At 61.8% G+C, this 15,639-nt stretch carries 16 protein-coding genes; 7 read left to right on the top strand and 9 right to left on the bottom strand.

The features are described 5' to 3' along the window. Positions 1-56 precede the first annotated feature (56 nt). Entirely contained in the window at positions 57-800 is a 744-nt protein-coding gene (gene fnr, locus B9G99_RS07690) for a fumarate/nitrate reduction transcriptional regulator Fnr (protein WP_086621525.1), read from the top strand. An 89-nt stretch (positions 801-889) separates the two neighbouring features. On the opposite strand, the gene B9G99_RS07685 is transcribed toward fnr, so the two are convergent. Both B9G99_RS07685 and B9G99_RS07680 read right to left on the bottom strand, forming a co-directional pair. After that, on the bottom strand, positions 890-1,291 hold the full coding sequence (locus B9G99_RS07685) for a DUF488 domain-containing protein (RefSeq protein WP_227875979.1): 402 nt from the start codon (positions 1,289-1,291) through the stop codon (positions 890-892). A gap of 188 nt (positions 1,292-1,479) precedes the next feature. Then, a complete protein-coding gene (locus B9G99_RS07680; RefSeq protein WP_158521457.1) occupies positions 1,480-2,421 on the bottom strand; it encodes an alpha/beta fold hydrolase in 942 nt (313 codons plus the stop codon). A 110-nt stretch (positions 2,422-2,531) separates the two neighbouring features. On the opposite strand from B9G99_RS07680, the gene B9G99_RS07675 reads away from it, so the two are divergent. Next, the gene (locus B9G99_RS07675; protein WP_086621522.1) at positions 2,532-3,266 is read left to right on the top strand and encodes a ParA family protein; all 735 of its coding nucleotides are present in this window, start codon (positions 2,532-2,534) and stop codon (positions 3,264-3,266) included. Between the two features lie 52 nt (positions 3,267-3,318). Here B9G99_RS07675 and B9G99_RS07670 read toward each other — a convergent pair whose 3' ends face one another. Further along, the gene (locus B9G99_RS07670; protein ID WP_158521456.1) at positions 3,319-3,978 is read right to left on the bottom strand and encodes a DUF2780 domain-containing protein; all 660 of its coding nucleotides are present in this window, start codon (positions 3,976-3,978) and stop codon (positions 3,319-3,321) included. Positions 3,979-4,146: 168 nt separating this feature from the next. On the opposite strand from B9G99_RS07670, the gene B9G99_RS07665 reads away from it, so the two are divergent. The 5 genes from B9G99_RS07665 to B9G99_RS07645 all read left to right on the top strand — a co-directional run bounded on the left by B9G99_RS07665 (position 4,147) and on the right by B9G99_RS07645 (position 9,497). Beyond that, the gene (locus B9G99_RS07665; protein ID WP_086621520.1) at positions 4,147-5,097 is read left to right on the top strand and encodes a LysR substrate-binding domain-containing protein; all 951 of its coding nucleotides are present in this window, start codon (positions 4,147-4,149) and stop codon (positions 5,095-5,097) included. Between the two features lie 108 nt (positions 5,098-5,205). Beyond that, complete coding sequence (locus B9G99_RS07660) at positions 5,206-6,450, top strand: metal-dependent hydrolase family protein (protein WP_086621519.1); 1,245 nt, start codon at positions 5,206-5,208, stop codon at positions 6,448-6,450. 90 nt (positions 6,451-6,540) lie between these two features. Next, positions 6,541-7,956 (top strand): sodium:solute symporter family protein, encoded by a 1,416-nt coding sequence (locus B9G99_RS07655; RefSeq protein WP_086621518.1) that lies wholly within the window; start codon positions 6,541-6,543, stop codon positions 7,954-7,956. Positions 7,957-8,019: 63 nt separating this feature from the next. Continuing rightward, on the top strand, positions 8,020-8,199 hold the full coding sequence (locus B9G99_RS07650; RefSeq protein ID WP_086621517.1) for a YajG family lipoprotein: 180 nt from the start codon (positions 8,020-8,022) through the stop codon (positions 8,197-8,199). Between the two features lie 95 nt (positions 8,200-8,294). Beyond that, positions 8,295-9,497: an MFS transporter gene (locus B9G99_RS07645; protein ID WP_086621516.1), complete on the top strand. Its 1,203-nt coding sequence runs from the start codon at positions 8,295-8,297 to the stop codon at positions 9,495-9,497. 40 nt (positions 9,498-9,537) lie between these two features. On the opposite strand, the gene B9G99_RS07640 is transcribed toward B9G99_RS07645, so the two are convergent. The 6 genes from B9G99_RS07640 to B9G99_RS07615 form a co-directional block, all read right to left on the bottom strand. Next, positions 9,538-11,043: a tripartite tricarboxylate transporter permease gene (locus B9G99_RS07640; RefSeq protein ID WP_227875978.1), complete on the bottom strand. Its 1,506-nt coding sequence runs from the start codon at positions 11,041-11,043 to the stop codon at positions 9,538-9,540. Positions 11,044-11,141: 98 nt separating this feature from the next. Continuing rightward, positions 11,142-11,675 (bottom strand): tripartite tricarboxylate transporter TctB family protein, encoded by a 534-nt coding sequence (locus B9G99_RS07635; protein WP_086621515.1) that lies wholly within the window; start codon positions 11,673-11,675, stop codon positions 11,142-11,144. Beyond that, positions 11,672-12,682, bottom strand: a complete 1,011-nt coding sequence (locus B9G99_RS07630) for a Bug family tripartite tricarboxylate transporter substrate binding protein (RefSeq protein WP_086621514.1) — start codon at positions 12,680-12,682, stop codon at positions 11,672-11,674. The genes B9G99_RS07635 and B9G99_RS07630 overlap by 4 nt, the downstream gene beginning before the upstream one ends. Before the next feature lie 146 nt (positions 12,683-12,828). Then, positions 12,829-13,359, bottom strand: a complete 531-nt coding sequence (locus B9G99_RS07625; RefSeq protein ID WP_086621513.1) for a chromate transporter — start codon at positions 13,357-13,359, stop codon at positions 12,829-12,831. Next, entirely contained in the window at positions 13,356-13,934 is a 579-nt protein-coding gene (locus B9G99_RS07620) for a chromate transporter (protein WP_086621512.1), read from the bottom strand. The genes B9G99_RS07625 and B9G99_RS07620 overlap by 4 nt, the downstream gene beginning before the upstream one ends. Positions 13,935-13,937: 3 nt before the next feature. Further along, entirely contained in the window at positions 13,938-15,569 is a 1,632-nt protein-coding gene (locus B9G99_RS07615; RefSeq protein ID WP_086621511.1) for a gamma-glutamyltransferase family protein, read from the bottom strand. Between the last annotated feature and the right edge of the window lie 70 nt (positions 15,570-15,639).

The following is a 15,639-nucleotide window of genomic DNA, read 5'->3' as shown; positions in this document are numbered from 1 at the left end:
ACCTGTCACGAAAGCGCCCGGCACACCACTCACACGCAAAGGAAAATGCCAGGCCGATGACCTCCTCTCATCTTCACCAGACACGCTGCCAGACCTGCTCGCTCAGCTCACTGTGCCTGCCGCTTTCCCTGTCTCTTGACGATGTTGAGCAGTTCGACACGATCGTACGACGGCGCGCGCCGCTGACGCGTGGAGAGACCCTATACATGCAGGGTGAGGCCTTTGAAAATGTCTACGCCGTGCGCAGCGGCAGCCTCAAGCAGACCATCATCGACACCGATGGCGAAGAGCAGATCACCAGCTTCTACCTGCCCGGCGAACTGGTCGGGCTGGACAGCATCGACAGTGCCGTGCATCCCGGTTTTCTAACGGCGCTTGAGCGCACCACGGTCTGCGAGATTCCCTTCAAGCGGCTGGAAAGTCTCTCGGAGCATCTGCCGGAGCTTCGCCATCAGCTCTATCGCTGCATGAGCCGCGAAATTGTCGATGATCGCCGCCTGATGCGCCTGTTATCCAGCAAGAGTGCCGATGAGCGTCTGGCAAGCTTCTTTCATAACCTCTCGATCCGCTTTGATCGCTGCGGCCATAGCGCCGAGCGCTTTCGACTGCCAATGTCACGCAGCGATATCGGTACCTATCTCGGACTTGCGATCGAAACCATCAGCCGCGTGCTGGGGCGTTTTCAGCAGCAGGAGCTGCTCACTATTCAGGGGCGTCACGTAGAGATTCTGGATATGGCAGCGCTCAAGAAGCACGCCGGCATTATCGCGCCCTGCTGCAATGAGCGCCGTCGCGCCTGATTTTATGGGCAGGCTTTCTCACCGCCCTGCAGACAATAAAAAACACCCCGATCAAGTCGGGGAGTTTTGCTGTTCGTGTGGCGCCGGACTCAATGCGCCTCGGCCACTGCTTCGGGCTCGCTCTCCACGGCCTCACCGCGCAGCGCTTCAAGAATGACCTCACGAAGAATCGGCAGATGCGAGCCTTCCAGGTCACGGACGGCACTGACCAGCGTCAGTCGACGCTGACGCGCCTGATCCAGAAGCGGCTCGAGATCGCCCGGATTGAGCTCCAGACGATAGCGACGCTCAAAGGTCGCGCGATCGATTCGCCCGCTTTCCCAGGCATGGCGCAGTCGACGAGACGGTGCCACGGCGCGATACCACCGCTCGACCGACAGCTCCTCTTCGCGCTTGCCACGAGGCCATACCTGATCCACCAGCCAGCGCGCCCCATCCTGATGGGTCGAGTGCTGGTAGACGCGCTTGAGGCGAACATCACCAATAAGCATATTACCCCCTGAAATCATGTTCCCAGAGCTGAAAGCTCTTCTTCTTTTGAGGTGTCAGCCGGCCAAGAATACACCGGGTGCCAGGCCGTTTCACTCGATAAGGACGGCTCGGCACAGTCGGCACTGACCATGATTTCTCATCACTCCACGCCGGGCGAGTAACCCCGGGGCCCGGTCGGCGACAGGGCTCAATCATACTGCGGTGGGATATCCAGCCATGCCAGAATGGCCCTGGCCACCTCATCGGGAAACTCCTCGTGTACTGACAGGCGCCCGTGCGACAGCGATACGGTATCAACCCGAGGCAGTGCCCCCATGGCGCGCATTTCGGCCCGTGAGCGCGGCGGCATTTTCTCGCTGGTGATCAGGAGCGTGCGCGCACTGGCGCCCTTGAGCGCCGCCACACAGGCCTCGCGGCGGCTGAAAGGGTCCACGGCGCCGGTCACGAACCGGATCGAGCCATGACGCGCACCGGGCGTGCGGGCCACGCGGCGCTTGGCCGCCAGTCGCTCGCCGGACAGCCAGTTCGGCGTCTCATAGACGTGCTCGCCGGCCATACGACGCAAAAACCAGTTGCTGACGTTGAGCCGGTAGATACCGGCACCAATGACCGGGCGATCAAACCAGGTGCGTAGATGCCCAAACCAGGGCTTGTGCTCGCCGGCCATGGTGGGCAGCGGCCCACGCCAGGTCGGCGCGATCAGCACCAGTCGGTCGGCGGCGTCGGGGTGTTGCTCCAGATGGCGAATGACCATCCCGGCCCCGTGCCCGGCGGCGACGATCATCTCGGGCAGGAAGATGACCTCATCGAGCAGGTAGTCGATAAAGGCCGTCAGCATGGCCGGCGTGGCCTCCAGGAAAGGACGCGGGCGGTCGCCAAAGCCCGGCCAGTCCACCGAGACCGTGGTAAATCGCTCGGCCAGCCTCGTCTGCAGGGCATCCATTTCATGGCGCGTCGAGATGCTCGACAGCGCCGGCAGTATCAATACTTCCGGGCCCTGGCCACGGCGGGTTACGCCGACCTCGATGCTCATGCCCCCCCACGACCAGTGAAGCGTCTCTTCTGTCACATCGCCTTCCATGTCACCGCCTTTATTGCCTGAACAGCTGTCACCGTGATGCCCCATCATGACACAGTCTCCCTGCCATCGATGCCATGGCGCAGGCCCTGTCATCAAACCGTCATCACGCCGACACAGACTTCGGGTCTGACCCGGGCTCCATCAACAGGAACACTGATATGCAGATGCTGGCGCTTTACAGTATCAAGGGAGGGGTGGGCAAGACGGCATCCGCCATCAATCTGGCCACACAAGCAAGCCTTGCCGGACAGCGGGTGCTGATCTGGGATCTGGACCCGCAGGCCGCCACCACCTTTTATCTGCGCAACAAGCCCAAAATTCGCGGCGGCGGTGTCGAAAAGCTGGTCAAGGGCAAGGCCACGCTCGAGAAGACCATTCGCGATACCGACATGGCCAACCTTGATCTGCTGCCGGCAGGTCTTGAATCGCGAGAGATGGACACGCTGCTCGAAGGTCACAAGGCGAGTCGTCTGCGCAGGATGCTCAAACCGGTCAGTGACGACTACGATCTGGTCATTCTGGACTGCCCGCCGGGGCTGACGACCCTTTCTGAGCAGATTTTCTCAAGTGCTGATGCCCTGCTGGTACCGGTCGTGCCCACAACGCTGTCGATGAGAACCCTGACCCAGCTTCAGCAGTATCTGGACGAAGGACACATCAACACACCGCTGTGGCCCTTCTTCACACTGGTGGATCGACGTCGCAGGCTGCATCAGGACAGCATGACAGACTTTCACAAGCAGTGGCCGGCGAGGCTTTCGGCCAACATCCCCTACGCCAGCGCGGTCGAACAGATGGGCGTGCATCAGGCACCGCTGGTGCAGTTCGCTCCACGCACGGCCGCGGCGGTAGCCTATCGCCAGCTATGGGAGGAGATCTCGAGGCGTCTATGAGAGGAACATCCCAGAATCAGGAAGCCGATACCGACCTCCTGATGCCTCTATGCTAGCGTCCGACGGCGCCCCAGATGCTGCCCAGCGAGCTCAGCAGGTTATTCGAGACGCCCTGGCCCCCCAGATAATTCAGCATGACCGGCGCAAACTGACTGATCATGCCGGCATCCATCCCCAGCATGCTGAAGGCACTCGAGGTCAGCGACGACGTATTGCTGCTATTGCCGCTGCCGCCCATGCCGGAGAGCTTCGACAGCATCGACTGACTGCCCGACAGTGCCTGAGCGCTGGAGAGAAGCCCATCCACGCCGGGCGCCTGATTGGAGAGCTGGTTGAACTGATCATTGCCCAGCTGGCTTTTCGCCGCCGCCAGAAGCGCGGCTGAACCGCCAATGGCCTGAGCCTTGCTTACGCCCAGCTGACCGGTCAGCTGTTCGACAAGCTGTGAGGCCTGGCCCAGATTGGCATCGGTGGTGCCCACGGCGGCGGCCTGCTGCTGGCGCGGCGCATTGTCAGAATTCAGATACTTGCCGACCTGGGAGGCAAGCCCCTGTGAATCCTGCTGATACGCAGGCTGGGTCTGCTGACCCTGCGTATTCTGGCTGTTCATGGCCTCCATGGCCCGATTGACGTCCCCCAGATTGAACGCCAGCGCCGACGTCGACATGCCGATCAGACCTGCACCTGCCAGTACCGCGATTGTCTTTTTCAACGCTGTTCTCCTGCATGGGACGCGCCGAAGACCGACGCGTCCGAAAATGATCATCCCAGGGCCCTTGGACAAGGACATGGCGTCCAGGTTCGCACCATCCGGCACAGTCTCACGCAGCCGGCATGGATCAGGTACGCTCATCGCTTCATCCTGGCTGGAGTTACGCCCATGCGCATGTTTCCCCTGCCGCCGCTGAATGCCCTGGTGGCCTTCGAGGCAGCGGTTCGACACATGAGTTTCACCCGTGCCGCCAGCGAGCTGAATCTTTCACAAAGTGCCGTGAGCCGCCAGATCGTTCACCTTGAGCAGTTTCTGGGACGGTCACTGTTTGTGCGAAAGCCGCGTCAGCTGGTGCTGACACGGGCCGGTGAAAACTATGCCCGCCATGTTCGGGAGTTGCTGGAAGAGTGTGTCCATGCCACGGCCGAGGTCATGAAAGGCGCGGCTGACAACGAGCTGACACTGGCCTGTACGGCAGGCGTGGCCCAGTTCTGGATGGTGCCCACGCTGAGCCGCTTTCACCGCGCTCACCCACAGATCAAGCCGCGACTGATTGTGCGTGATGTGATTTCGAGCCTTTCCTCCTTTGAGTTCGATATCGGTCTTTATTATCTGAAAACCGGGGCGGTTGAAGGCTTTGAAACCACGCTTTTGATGCCCGAAAACGTCTACCCGGTCTGCTCGCCGGACTACCTCGCCGAGAGCCGCCGGCGGCACGGCCTTTTGGACCATCAGCCACTGACACCGGACCTGCTCGCACAGGAAACCCTGCTGGTGCTTGAAGACGCCCAGAGCCTCTGGATTGCCTGGCCAGACTGGTTTGCCTATCACGGAATCAAACTCTCCAATGCCCGCACTGTCGTCTTCAACCATTACCCGGCGCTGGTCGAAATGGCCGTGCTGGGTCAGGGCATCGTGCTTGGCTGGCAGCACATCATCGACAGTCAGATCGCGCAGGGCAGGCTGGTTCGGGCCACTACCCATTCGGCAAGCCATGGAGGTGGCTATTACCTGCTCACCCCCCAGGAGCGGCATGAAAGCCGGGCGACACGTCTTTTCCGGCAGTGGCTGGACAACGACCTTGCCCTGAGAGCCTCCTGCAATGCGCCTGGCGCATGAACCCATGCGTTTTTGTCGCTTTTCACGCAGGGACGGCACTGATTAGCCTCGAGGCGTGTCCGGTTTCCCCCGAGACGAGCTGTCTTCAATAATCACAAGAGAGTCACCATGTCAGACACGCCTTCGCTTCTGCTTTACAACGCCCGTCTGGTCGATGGGAGCGCCCCCACCGCGCGCGACAACATCAGCGTCCTGATCGAGCATGGACGCATCACCCAGGTCTCGGAGGAGGCGATCGACGCTCCTGATGCCACCCGGCTCGATCTGGGCGGACGCACCCTGATGCCCGGGCTGATCGACTGCCATGTTCACGTGATTGCCACCACGGCAGATCTTGGCGCCAATGCGCTGCTGCCGGACTCGCTGGTCACGGCTCGCTCGAGTCGCATCATGCGCGACATGCTGATGCGCGGCTTTACCACCGTACGCGATGTCGGCGGCGCTGACCGTGGCCTGCAGCAGGCGGTGGCCGAGGGTTATTTCGAAGGCCCCGAACTGGTCATCTGCGGCAAGGCACTCTCCCAGACCGGTGGGCATACCGATTACCGGGGGTTCTATGACGAGCGTGACGATCAGTACCAGACTCGCCGACTGGGCTCGATGGGCAGGATCTGTGACGGAGGCGATGCCGTTCGTCGCGCGACCCGCCAGGAGATCAAGGCCGGCGCCCAGTTCATCAAGGTGATGGCCAACGGCGGCGTTTCGTCCCCGAGCGACCCGATCGATTTTCTGAGCTTTTCGGTCAGCGAACTGGAAGCCATCGTGGAAGAGGCCACCAACGCCCAGACCTACGTGAGCGCCCACCTTTATACCGATCAGGCCATTCACCGCGCCGTCATGGCGGGCGTTCGCTCACTGGAGCACTGCAATCTGATCACGCCGGAAACCGCCCGTCTGGCGGCCGAGAAAGGCGCCATGGCCTGCCCGACGCTGGTGACCTACGAAATGCTCAAGCAGGAAGGCGCGCAGTACGGCCTCAAGCCCGACTCGGTGGCCAAGATTGATGATGTGCGTCTGGCCGGTCTTGAAAGCCTGAAGATCATGCGTGAGGCGGGGCTGACCATGGCCTATGGCAGCGATCTTCTGGGCGAGATGCATCGCCATCAGTCCGAGGAGTTCGTGATTCGCTCGCGCGTGCTGGCACCGCATGAGGTCATCCGCAGCGCCACGCTGGACGCCGCACGGCTGCTGCAACGCGAGGGCGATATCGGCTGTGTGGCCGAAGGCGCCCGAGCCGATCTGATCGTGGTCGATGGCAACCCGCTGGAGGACATGAGCCTTTTGACGCATCAGGGCGCCCATATGAGCGTGATCATGCAGGGCGGGCGCATGGTCAAGAACCAACTTCGCTAGTGAGCCACGGCCCGTGAATACCGGGCAGGCAGGGAGCTCCTGCGCCCTGCCATCAGATCCCCGATAACAACCACAAAGGGAGAACAGGCCATGCATGCACTGTTCGTCATGGGATATATCGCGCTGATGCTGGTCATCGGCCTTCACTTTTCACGTCGCAAGGTACACAACGACAGCGACTTCATTGTCGCCGGGCGTTCACTCTCGACGCTGGTGCTTACGGCAACGCTGCTGGCCACCTTTGTCGGTTCCGGCTCGATCGTGGGCGGAGCAAGCTTTGTCTTTCAGTATGGCCCGGGCGCGGCAATCTTCTTTTTCGCCGGCACGCCAATTGCCGCGCTGGTGGTCTACTTCCTGCTGGCCTCGAAAATGCGTCGCAGCGAGGCCACCACCATTCCGGGCCTGATCGAGGCGCGCTTTGGTCCAACAGCGCGCACGCTGGCCTCACTGATCATCCTGCTCGCCTATGTGGGGATCGTGTCGTATCAGTTCACCGGTGCCGGCCAGGCGCTCAATCTCGCCTTTGGCCTGCCGGTCTGGCAGGGCGTTCTGATTTCAGCCGCCATCATGATTGGCCTTGCCACCATGGGGGGACTGGTCTCGGTGGCCTACACCGACTACATGAGCGCGGTCATCATTTTTGGCAGCATGCTGCTCGCCGTGCCGCTGGTGCTCATGCCGCTGGGCGGGCTCGAGAGGCTTTATACCTCGCTGCCGCAGATGCAGCAGACGCTGCTGGGCGGGCTGTCTCCCTGGCAGGCATTGAGCTATTTCCTGCCCCTTTTCCTGCTGATTCTGGGCGACCAGAACCTGTTCCAGCGCTTTGCCGCAGCCCGTGACCCGGCCACGGCGCGCAAGGCGGCCATGGGACTGGTGATTGCCTCGATCGCCTGTACCTCGCTGATCACCCTGCTGGTCTGCGCCACCCGCGTGCTCTATCCCGACATCACACCGTCCACGGCCATGATGACGCTGGCCCAGCAGGGCCTGCCGACCGTCGTCGGCGGACTGCTGCTGGCCTCGATCGTGGCACTGTTGCTGACCACCGGGAATTCCTACCTGCTGTCGGCCTCGGCAAGCCTTACCCAGGATATTCTCGGTGGGCTTTTCAAACTCCGTATCGCGCCCCATCGGGCCCTGCTGGCCAATCGGCTGACGGTGGTCGGACTGGGCGTTCTGGCCTGGGTGCTGGGGGCCTTCTTTCCCAGCGTGCTGGCCATGCAGATGTACTCCTACGGCATGTACGGCGCGGCCATCACACCGGTCTTTCTGGCGGCCCTGCTCTGGTCGCGCGCCACTCCGGCAGGCGCACTTGTCGCCATGATCACGGGCGGTGTGGTCACCCTGGTCTGGGAAATCATGCTGGGCAAACCCATGGGCTGGAACAGCGTTCTGGTGGCGATGCCGCTGGCGACGCTGGCCATGGTCGCCGTGAGTCTCATGGGACGACCCGCTTGTCCGGCAGCGGCCTTCACCACCGGAAATAGCCAGTCACCCGTGGATTAATCATCCTTTTAAAACGAGCGCGAGCCGATATCATGTCCACATCATTCAAAGGATACCTTCGACATGACACCTGTTTTTCGCACGCTCTGCATGGCCACCCTGATGGCCGTCACTCTGGCGGCCTGCAGCTATCAGCCCGCTCGTATCGACCCGGAACCTGCCGTGATCATCGGTGACGGTCAACACGGCCATGGCAACGGCAACTTCTGTCCGCCCGGCCAGGCCAAAAAGGGCAACTGCTGAGATAACGGCGCCTTCGGGCGCCGTTTTTTATGATGCCCTCATGCGACCCGCGCGGCGTTCTGTACCAGGCTTTCTGCACAACAGGGAGTCTCTTCATGTCCAGTTCCGACCCATCGACACCGCGCACGCCAGGGCGCATTTCCTTTTTACTGGTCACCTTTGCCTTTTTGATGGCCATGCTGGGCACCACGCTGCCCACGCCGCTCTATCCGATCTATCAACAGCGGATGGACTATTCCCAGATCATCATCACGGTCATCTTTGCCGCCTACGCCGTGGGGGTGATTGCCGCCCTGATCGGCTTTGGCAGCTGGTCGGATCAGCTGGGACGACGACGATTGCTGATGGCCGGACTGGTGCTGGCGATCATGAGCAACCTGGTGTTTCTCTCGAGTCCGGAGCTGGTGCCGCTGCTGATCGGCCGACTGCTGTCGGGTCTGTCGGCCGGTATTTTCACCGGCACTGCCACGGTTGCCGTCATCGAGCAGGCCCCGCCGGAATGGCAAAAGGGGGCCACACTGACCGCGACGGCCACCAACGTCATGGGACTGGGTCTGGGGCCGCTGGTCGCGGGCCTGCTGGCACAGTACGTGGCCTGGCCGCTGCATCTGCCCTACGCCCTGCATATCGTGCTGTGCATACTGGCCATGATCGGTGTCTGGTGGGCGCCGGAGACGGTCGAACGCCCCAGCCGAGTGAAGCTTCACATCCAGCGCCTCGGCGTGCCCGATGAGGTGCGCGGAGTCTTTATCCCGGCGGGCATCGCAGGCTTTGCCGGCACGGCCGTGCTGGGCCTTTTCACCGCCGCGGCGCCCTCCTTCGTGCAAAAGATTCTCGAGATCGACAATCTGGCCATGATCGGCGTGGTGGTCATTACGCTTTTTATCGCCTCGGCACTGGGTCAGGCCTGCATGCGCTTTATTCCCGAGCGTCTGCGGCTTATCAGTGGCTGTCTGATTCTGGCGCTCGGCGTGCTGGTGGTGGGCAGCGCCATCGGACTGGCCTCACTATGGCTGATGCTCGCCGGTGCGACCGTTTCAGGCGCCGGTCAGGGGATTACCCTGCGCGCAGGACTGGGTGAGGTCGTGGGCGCCTCCCCGAAGGATCAAAAAAGCGAGGTCACCTCGACCTACTTCGTGGTCATCTATGTGGCAATCTCGCTGCCCGTGGTCGGGTTGGGGGTCACGGCGGCCCTGACCGGACTGGTGGCCGCCGGCATTGCCTTCTCGGTGATTGTGGCGGCGCTGGCGCTGACGGCCATGGGGCTTCTGATTCGGCGTCAGCGCCGCGAGTCGTGAGGATCACAGGCGGCCGGATATCTTCGGCCGCCTGTCTGCGTCAGGAATTGGCGATACGGCGCTGTTTGAGAAGGCGCCTGACCGTCAGGGCGACGGACAGGACGGCCAGCAGCAACAGCATCGCCGAGATCGGCCGGGTGAAAAACAGCGTCCAGTTTTCATCTGCCATCAGGGCACGGCGCAGGTTGGTTTCCGCAATGGGCCCGAGGATGACCCCAAGGACCAGCGGGGCCAGTGGATAATCCAGCTTGGCCAGCAGATATCCCACAAGCCCGACGCCCACCAGCAGATAGAGGTCCGTGATTCGGTTATTGAGCGCCAGCGCGCCTATCGCACAGCAAACCAGCACTACTGGCACGATCACCGATTTGGGAATTTCAGTGATCCGTATGAACCAGCGCATGCTGACCAGACAGAACACCAGCACCATCCCGGCGGCCAGAAACATCGCCAGAAACATGCCGTATACCAGATCGGCATTGTCCATGATCAGCCTGGGGCCCACGCTGACGCCCTGCACCATCAATGCCGCCATCAGTACGGCATCGACGGCACTGCCCGGGATGCCCAGCGCGATCATCGGTATCAGCCCGCCACCGGCGGTGGCGGAATTGCCCGACTCGGAGGCGACCACCCCGTCAGCAATGCCGGTACCGAACTGCTCTGGCGTTTTTGAAGCGCGTTTGGCCTGATCATAGGCAATCAGGTTGGCAATGCTGCCGCCCGCGCCGGGGACAGCGCCGATGACGACCCCCACCATGGAAGAGCGCAGCAGGTTTCCGGGTCGGCTTAACACCTCACGCATGACGCCAAACGGCTGAAAATGCATTTTCCCTCCGACCAGCGCCTTTCCCTGCTTCGTCTCTGTCGGGTTTTCGACTTCGCTGGCCAGCTGGCTGACGGCAAAGATGCCGATCAGCATCACCAGAAACGGAATACCGGCGGCCAGCACATCGATGCCAAAAGTGAAGCGAGGCACGCCCATCATCGGGTCCTGCCCTACCGTCGCAATGAAAAGCCCTAAAAGACTCATCATCAATCCCTTGAGCACCGACTTGCCGACCAGACTGGCCACCACGGTGACCGCGAACAGAATCAACGAGAAATATTCCCAGGGGCCCAGCTTGACGGCGATCAGGGCCAGCGGTGGCGCGGCGATAATCAGCACCACGGCACTGATCAGTGCGCCAAAAAAGGACGCCCAGATACCCAGCGCCAGCGCACGGCCCGGTTCGCCCTTGCGTGCCATGGGATAGGCATCAAAGGTGGTGGCCACTGCCGAAGGCGTGCCGGGAATGCCCAGCAGTGCCGCACTGATCAGTCCACCTGACCCGCCACCGACATAGACGGCAAGCATCGTGGCAACGCCCTGCAGCGGTGACATGGTGAACGTGACCGGGAGTGCCAGAACGATCGCCATGGTAATCGTGAACCCCGGAATGGCGGCGGCGATCACACCGGCCATGACGCCAATCATCATGCTGACGAGCGTCGCCAGCGAAAACAGCTGTTCCACGCTGGCAAGCAGCGCATCGGTCATCGGCATGGAAGACTCTCTTGCCCCTTTGGCGTTGTTGTTACGGGGCGGTTTTGATCCTGAAGGAATAGAGGCTCGGGAGCTCAACCCTCAAACATAGGGTCGAGTTACCACAAGCGGCCCTGGGGCAGCGAAATCATGAAAACCTGGCCAAAGAGCGCGTCCAGGCCCGGGCCGAAGACCGCCGAGACAGCGCAGGCCATCAGCAGCCGGCGGCCGCTTCGCGCCCCCAGAATGATCTGAACGATGAACAAAAACAGCAGCGACGCCAGAGCAAAGCCAAGCCAGGGCATCAGCAGCGCGTAGCCACAAAAGGCCGCCAGGCTGGCAAAGGCCAGCCGTCGCTGGATGAACCAGCGCCCGGCCCCCACACTCGACGCCGGGTCGGCACGTCGCAGCTCGATCATGGACTGACACATGATCGCCAGGTTGAAAAGCACCAGCGCCCCCAGCACCAGCCGGGGGAACGAACCTGCCCCCAGCGGCTCCCACATGGAGGACGGCAGATCGCCGGCCTCCATGAAAAGCCCGACAAACAGTGCCGCAAGACCGGCGTTAAACAGGATGTTGGCGATGGCCTTGCCGCGCTCGCTGTTGGCCTCTCGCGTCGCGCGAGAGGCCTGGTCGGTGGCAGCACTCATCGGGCCAGCCTGCTGGAAAGGCGCTTAACCGTCGCATCAACCCCGGCCAGATAGTCCGCGTAGGCCTGCGGCCCCATGAACTCGACTTCGGCGCCCGCCCGGTTGATCCGCTTGATGAAGTCGGGGTCCTCAGACATCTTCTCAAAACTGCTGGCCAGCGTTTCGACTCGGGCCGGGTCGATGCCTTTCGGCGCCACGATGCCACGATTGATGCTCAAATCGAGATTGTCGTAGCCAAGCTCCTTGAAGGTGGGCACCTCCGGGGTCTGTTCGGGCCGTTTTTTGCTGCCGACGGCCAGAAACCGCAGGTCGCCGTTTTTGACGAACTCAAGGCTTGATGAAATATCGCCGATCGAGGCATCGATATGGCCGCCGACCAGAGAGCGGATACGGGCGCCGGTGCCTTCAAAGCCGACATAGCGGAATTTGGCATCAATGGCATCCTCGATCATCGCGGAATGAACGTGGGGAATCCCGCCCAGCGTGGCGCCCATCCGGATCTCGCCGGGGTGGGCCCTGGCGTATTCAGCGAACTCCTCGAAGGTGGTCCACTCACTGTCGGCGTTGACCACAAGATACTGCGGTGAGGAGGCCAGCGAGGCAATCGGCTGGAAATCGTCCCAGTTCAGGGGCGTCAGGCCGGTGGCGTTGGAAGCCATCAAACCTTCATGAATCTGCCCCAGGGTATAGCCATCGGGCGCTTTCCCCGCGAGCTCCTTGAGACCAATGGTCCCACTGACGCCGGGCATGTTGATCACCGGCATCGGTTGCCCAAGATATTGCTGAGCGTCGTTGGAAATGATGCGCATCAGGGCATCGCTACCGCCGCCTGGCGACCAGGGCACGATAAATTCAATGGCGTGGTCGGGATAGTCGTCGGCCTGGGCCGATTGCGTCGTTGCCAGACAGGTGGCAGCACCCACCGTCAGCGAGGCCACCGCTGCGCCGGAAAGACACAGACGGCTCAGAGACTTTCGAGTGGTATGGAGTAAAACGTCATAAAACATGGCTTGTCCTTATTGATATTGTTGGTTTGACATTGTGTTGATGGCGCTTGTGTTGGCCTTTTTTGTGGTTATGGCCGTGTATCGTTGCTTTTTCTGTCGTGCTTGAAACAGGGCGATGACATCACCCGACGTGCTTTCCCCCTTGCTCAGCCGAGCAGCAGACCGCCGTACACCAGCCCGGCGACGACCGCCCAGACCGGATGAAGCCTGAGCCACACCAGCATGACGCAGGCGACCACGCCAACAATGGCGGTGTGCATCCAGCCCGCATTGCTGACGCCTTCATCGAGAAACGACCAGGTGAGATAGCCCATCAGCACCATGATCACCGGCCTGACCCACTGGCTCATCGACTTGACCTTGATCGAGTCGCGATAGCGATACAGCGTGCCCAGCGCGACCAGCATCAGAATCAGCGAGGGCGCAACGGTGGCAAGTGTGGCCACCAGCGCCCCGCCCACACCCGCCACTTCATGGCCGATATAGCCGGCCATCTTAGTGGCGATGGGGCTGGGCAGGGTGTTACCCAGGGCCAGCGCCTCTGCAAACTGCTGCGAGGTCAGCCAGCCGTAGCGTCCGACGACCTCGTTTTCGATCAGAGGGATGATCGCCGGCCCGCCGCCATAGCCGATGATGTTGGGAATGAAAAACGCCAGAAAGAGATCCAGATAGATCATGACCTGACCTCCGCGCGGCGCTTGCGTCTCTTTTCCGGTCGCAACAGGGCAGCCGCAAGAACTGCGCCAATCACCAGCCCCGGATGAATGTCGAGCCCGTAGATCAGACCGCCCGCGACCGCGCCCATCACCAGGGTTGCCACCCAGCCGAGCACGCTGCGAGATTTCTGGAAAAAGTCCCAGGTGAGCTGGCCCATCATCACCATGACGACCGGGATCACCCCTTCACTCATGCCCTGAATCCAGTGCTGGTCGCGGTAGCGTGTAAAAAGCCCCAGAAGCACCATCATGGCCACAATGCAGGGCACGATGACGGCAACCACGGCATTGATGCACCCCATGACGCCACCAACCCGATAGCCGATGGTGCCGGCCATTTTGGTGGCAATCGGGCCGGGCAGCGTGTTGCCGATCGCCAGCACGTCGCTGAACTCGTCATCACTCATCCACTGATGGCGCATGACCGCCTCGGCATGCACCAGCGGAATCATCGACGGGCCACCGCCAAACCCGAGCAGGCCGATGCGCAAAAACGCCGTGAACAGATGACGCTGTGTGGTCAGGGTTGAAGACATGGCTTAGAGCACCGCAATGCTTGAATCGGTACGCGGCTCGGTGCCGCCGCAGTAGACGCCGCTTCGCGGGTCACGAAGGATGATCTGGCCACGACCGTAGGCCGTGCTGTCTACCGCCAGCGTCATTTGATGACCGCGCTCCCCCATCTCTCGAATCACATGCATCGGATAGCCGGGCTCGATGCCGATCCTGCGTCCGCCCATCCACTGCCAGCGCGGTGCATCCAGCGCTGCCTGAGGGTTGAGGCCGAAATCGACCAGGTTCATGACAATCTGCATGTGCCCCTGGGGCTGCATGAACCCGCCCATGACCCCAAAAGGCCCCAGAGCGGTATCGCCCTGGGTCAAAAAGCCCGGGATGATGGTATGAAAGGTACGCTTGCCCGGCGCCAGCACGTTGACGTGGTCAGTTTTCAGGCTAAAGCCATGCCCGCGATTTTGCAGTGAGATGCCGGTACCGGGCACGACCACGCCCGACCCGAAGCCGTGATAGTTGCTCTGGATATAGGACACCATATTGCCGTCGCGGTCAGCGGTGGCCAGATACACGGTGCCGCCGGCCTGAGGCTCGCCGGGTTCGGGGTCGATGGCGCGCTCACCGATCAGGCGGCGACGGGTGTCGGCGTAGGCATCGCTCAACAACGAGGCAACGCTGGTGCGCATGTGCTCGGCGTGAGTGATGTGATAATGGCCATCGGTATAGGCCAGCTTCATCGCCTCCAGCTGACGATGCAGCAGCTGCGGGTCATCACGCACCGTGATGTCAAAGCCTTCCATCATCTGCAGGGCCATCAGGGCCACCATGCCCTGACCGTTGGGCGGGATTTCCCAGACATCAACGCCGCGGTAGTTGACCGAGATCGGCTCAACCCACTCGGGCCGGTAATCGGCAAGATCGTCCGCCCGAAGATAGCCGCCCGTTTGCCTTGAGAAGGCATCGACTTTTTGCGCCAGCTCGCCTTGATAGAAGCTGTCGCAGTGACTTTCGGCCAGTGACTCAAGCGTTGTCGCCAGCGCTTCGTTGCGATACATCTCGCCCGCCAGCGGTGCACGACCTTCAGGCGCAAAGTTGTCAAGCCAGGGGGCAATGGCGGGGTCTTCCGCCCTGGCGCGGAATGTCTTCTCCGCGCGCTGCCAGAGCTGGCTGATGACCGGCGAGACGGGAAAGCCCTCTCGCGCAATGCGAATGGCCGGCGCCAGCAGCGCGGCAAAATCCAGCCGGCCATATTGCCTTGAGAGTTCCGCCCAGGCGGCGGGAAGTCCGGGCACGGTGACCGGCGTCCAGCCGTGCAGGGGCATCTCCTCATGGCCTGCTGCCCTGACGGCCTCGGGCGTCAGCCGCTTCGGTGCATGTCCGCTGGCATTGAGCCCGTGAAGCCTGCCTCTTCCCTCATCGCCCTGCGCCAGCCAGACCAGCGCAAAGGCGTCCCCCCCGATACCGTTGCCACTGGGTTCCACCACTGTCAGCACCGCAGCGGTCGCGATGGCCGCATCAATGGCGTTGCCGCCCTGAGCCAGAATATCGCGCCCGGCCTGACTGGCCTGAGGCTGCGAGGCGGCGACCATACCGTGACGGGCGTAGGTGGCACTGCGGCGAGAGGGAAAGGGATTGTTGTGATCGAAAGCAAGGGACATGGCGTTCTCTGATTGTTCTGCGTCGAATTGTTATGGGATTCGCTGAAAACCGTAGAGCCTGCGACAGGAC

The sequence above is a fragment of the Kushneria konosiri genome (assembly GCF_002155145.1).
GTDB lineage: Bacteria > Pseudomonadota > Gammaproteobacteria > Pseudomonadales > Halomonadaceae > Kushneria > Kushneria konosiri.
Note: the sequence above shows the minus strand (reverse complement) of the source record. Positions and strands in the feature narration are given on the sequence as shown.

What these genes read in the sequence shown, in the direction of transcription:
- B9G99_RS07680 (WP_158521457.1), bottom strand. Translation starts at nt 2,421, where the DNA reads ATGATGGGGCATCACGGTGACAGCTGTTCAGGCAATAAAGGCGGTGAC.
- B9G99_RS07615 (WP_086621511.1), bottom strand. Translation starts at nt 15,569, where the DNA reads ATGTCCCTTGCTTTCGATCACAACAATCCCTTTCCCTCTCGCCGCAGT.
- B9G99_RS07635 (WP_086621515.1), bottom strand. Translation starts at nt 11,675, where the DNA reads ATGAGTGCTGCCACCGACCAGGCCTCTCGCGCGACGCGAGAGGCCAAC.
- B9G99_RS07620 (WP_086621512.1), bottom strand. Translation starts at nt 13,934, where the DNA reads ATGTCTTCAACCCTGACCACACAGCGTCATCTGTTCACGGCGTTTTTG.
- B9G99_RS07660 (WP_086621519.1), top strand. Translation starts at nt 5,206, where the DNA reads ATGTCAGACACGCCTTCGCTTCTGCTTTACAACGCCCGTCTGGTCGAT.
- B9G99_RS07630 (WP_086621514.1), bottom strand. Translation starts at nt 12,682, where the DNA reads ATGTTTTATGACGTTTTACTCCATACCACTCGAAAGTCTCTGAGCCGT.
- B9G99_RS07650 (WP_086621517.1), top strand. Translation starts at nt 8,020, where the DNA reads ATGACACCTGTTTTTCGCACGCTCTGCATGGCCACCCTGATGGCCGTC.
- B9G99_RS07665 (WP_086621520.1), top strand. Translation starts at nt 4,147, where the DNA reads ATGCGCATGTTTCCCCTGCCGCCGCTGAATGCCCTGGTGGCCTTCGAG.
- B9G99_RS07675 (WP_086621522.1), top strand. Translation starts at nt 2,532, where the DNA reads ATGCAGATGCTGGCGCTTTACAGTATCAAGGGAGGGGTGGGCAAGACG.
- B9G99_RS07640 (WP_227875978.1), bottom strand. Translation starts at nt 11,043, where the DNA reads ATGCCGATGACCGATGCGCTGCTTGCCAGCGTGGAACAGCTGTTTTCG.
- B9G99_RS07625 (WP_086621513.1), bottom strand. Translation starts at nt 13,359, where the DNA reads ATGATCTATCTGGATCTCTTTCTGGCGTTTTTCATTCCCAACATCATC.
- B9G99_RS07655 (WP_086621518.1), top strand. Translation starts at nt 6,541, where the DNA reads ATGCATGCACTGTTCGTCATGGGATATATCGCGCTGATGCTGGTCATC.
- fnr (WP_086621525.1), top strand. Translation starts at nt 57, where the DNA reads ATGACCTCCTCTCATCTTCACCAGACACGCTGCCAGACCTGCTCGCTC.
- B9G99_RS07645 (WP_086621516.1), top strand. Translation starts at nt 8,295, where the DNA reads ATGTCCAGTTCCGACCCATCGACACCGCGCACGCCAGGGCGCATTTCC.
- B9G99_RS07685 (WP_227875979.1), bottom strand. Translation starts at nt 1,291, where the DNA reads ATGCTTATTGGTGATGTTCGCCTCAAGCGCGTCTACCAGCACTCGACC.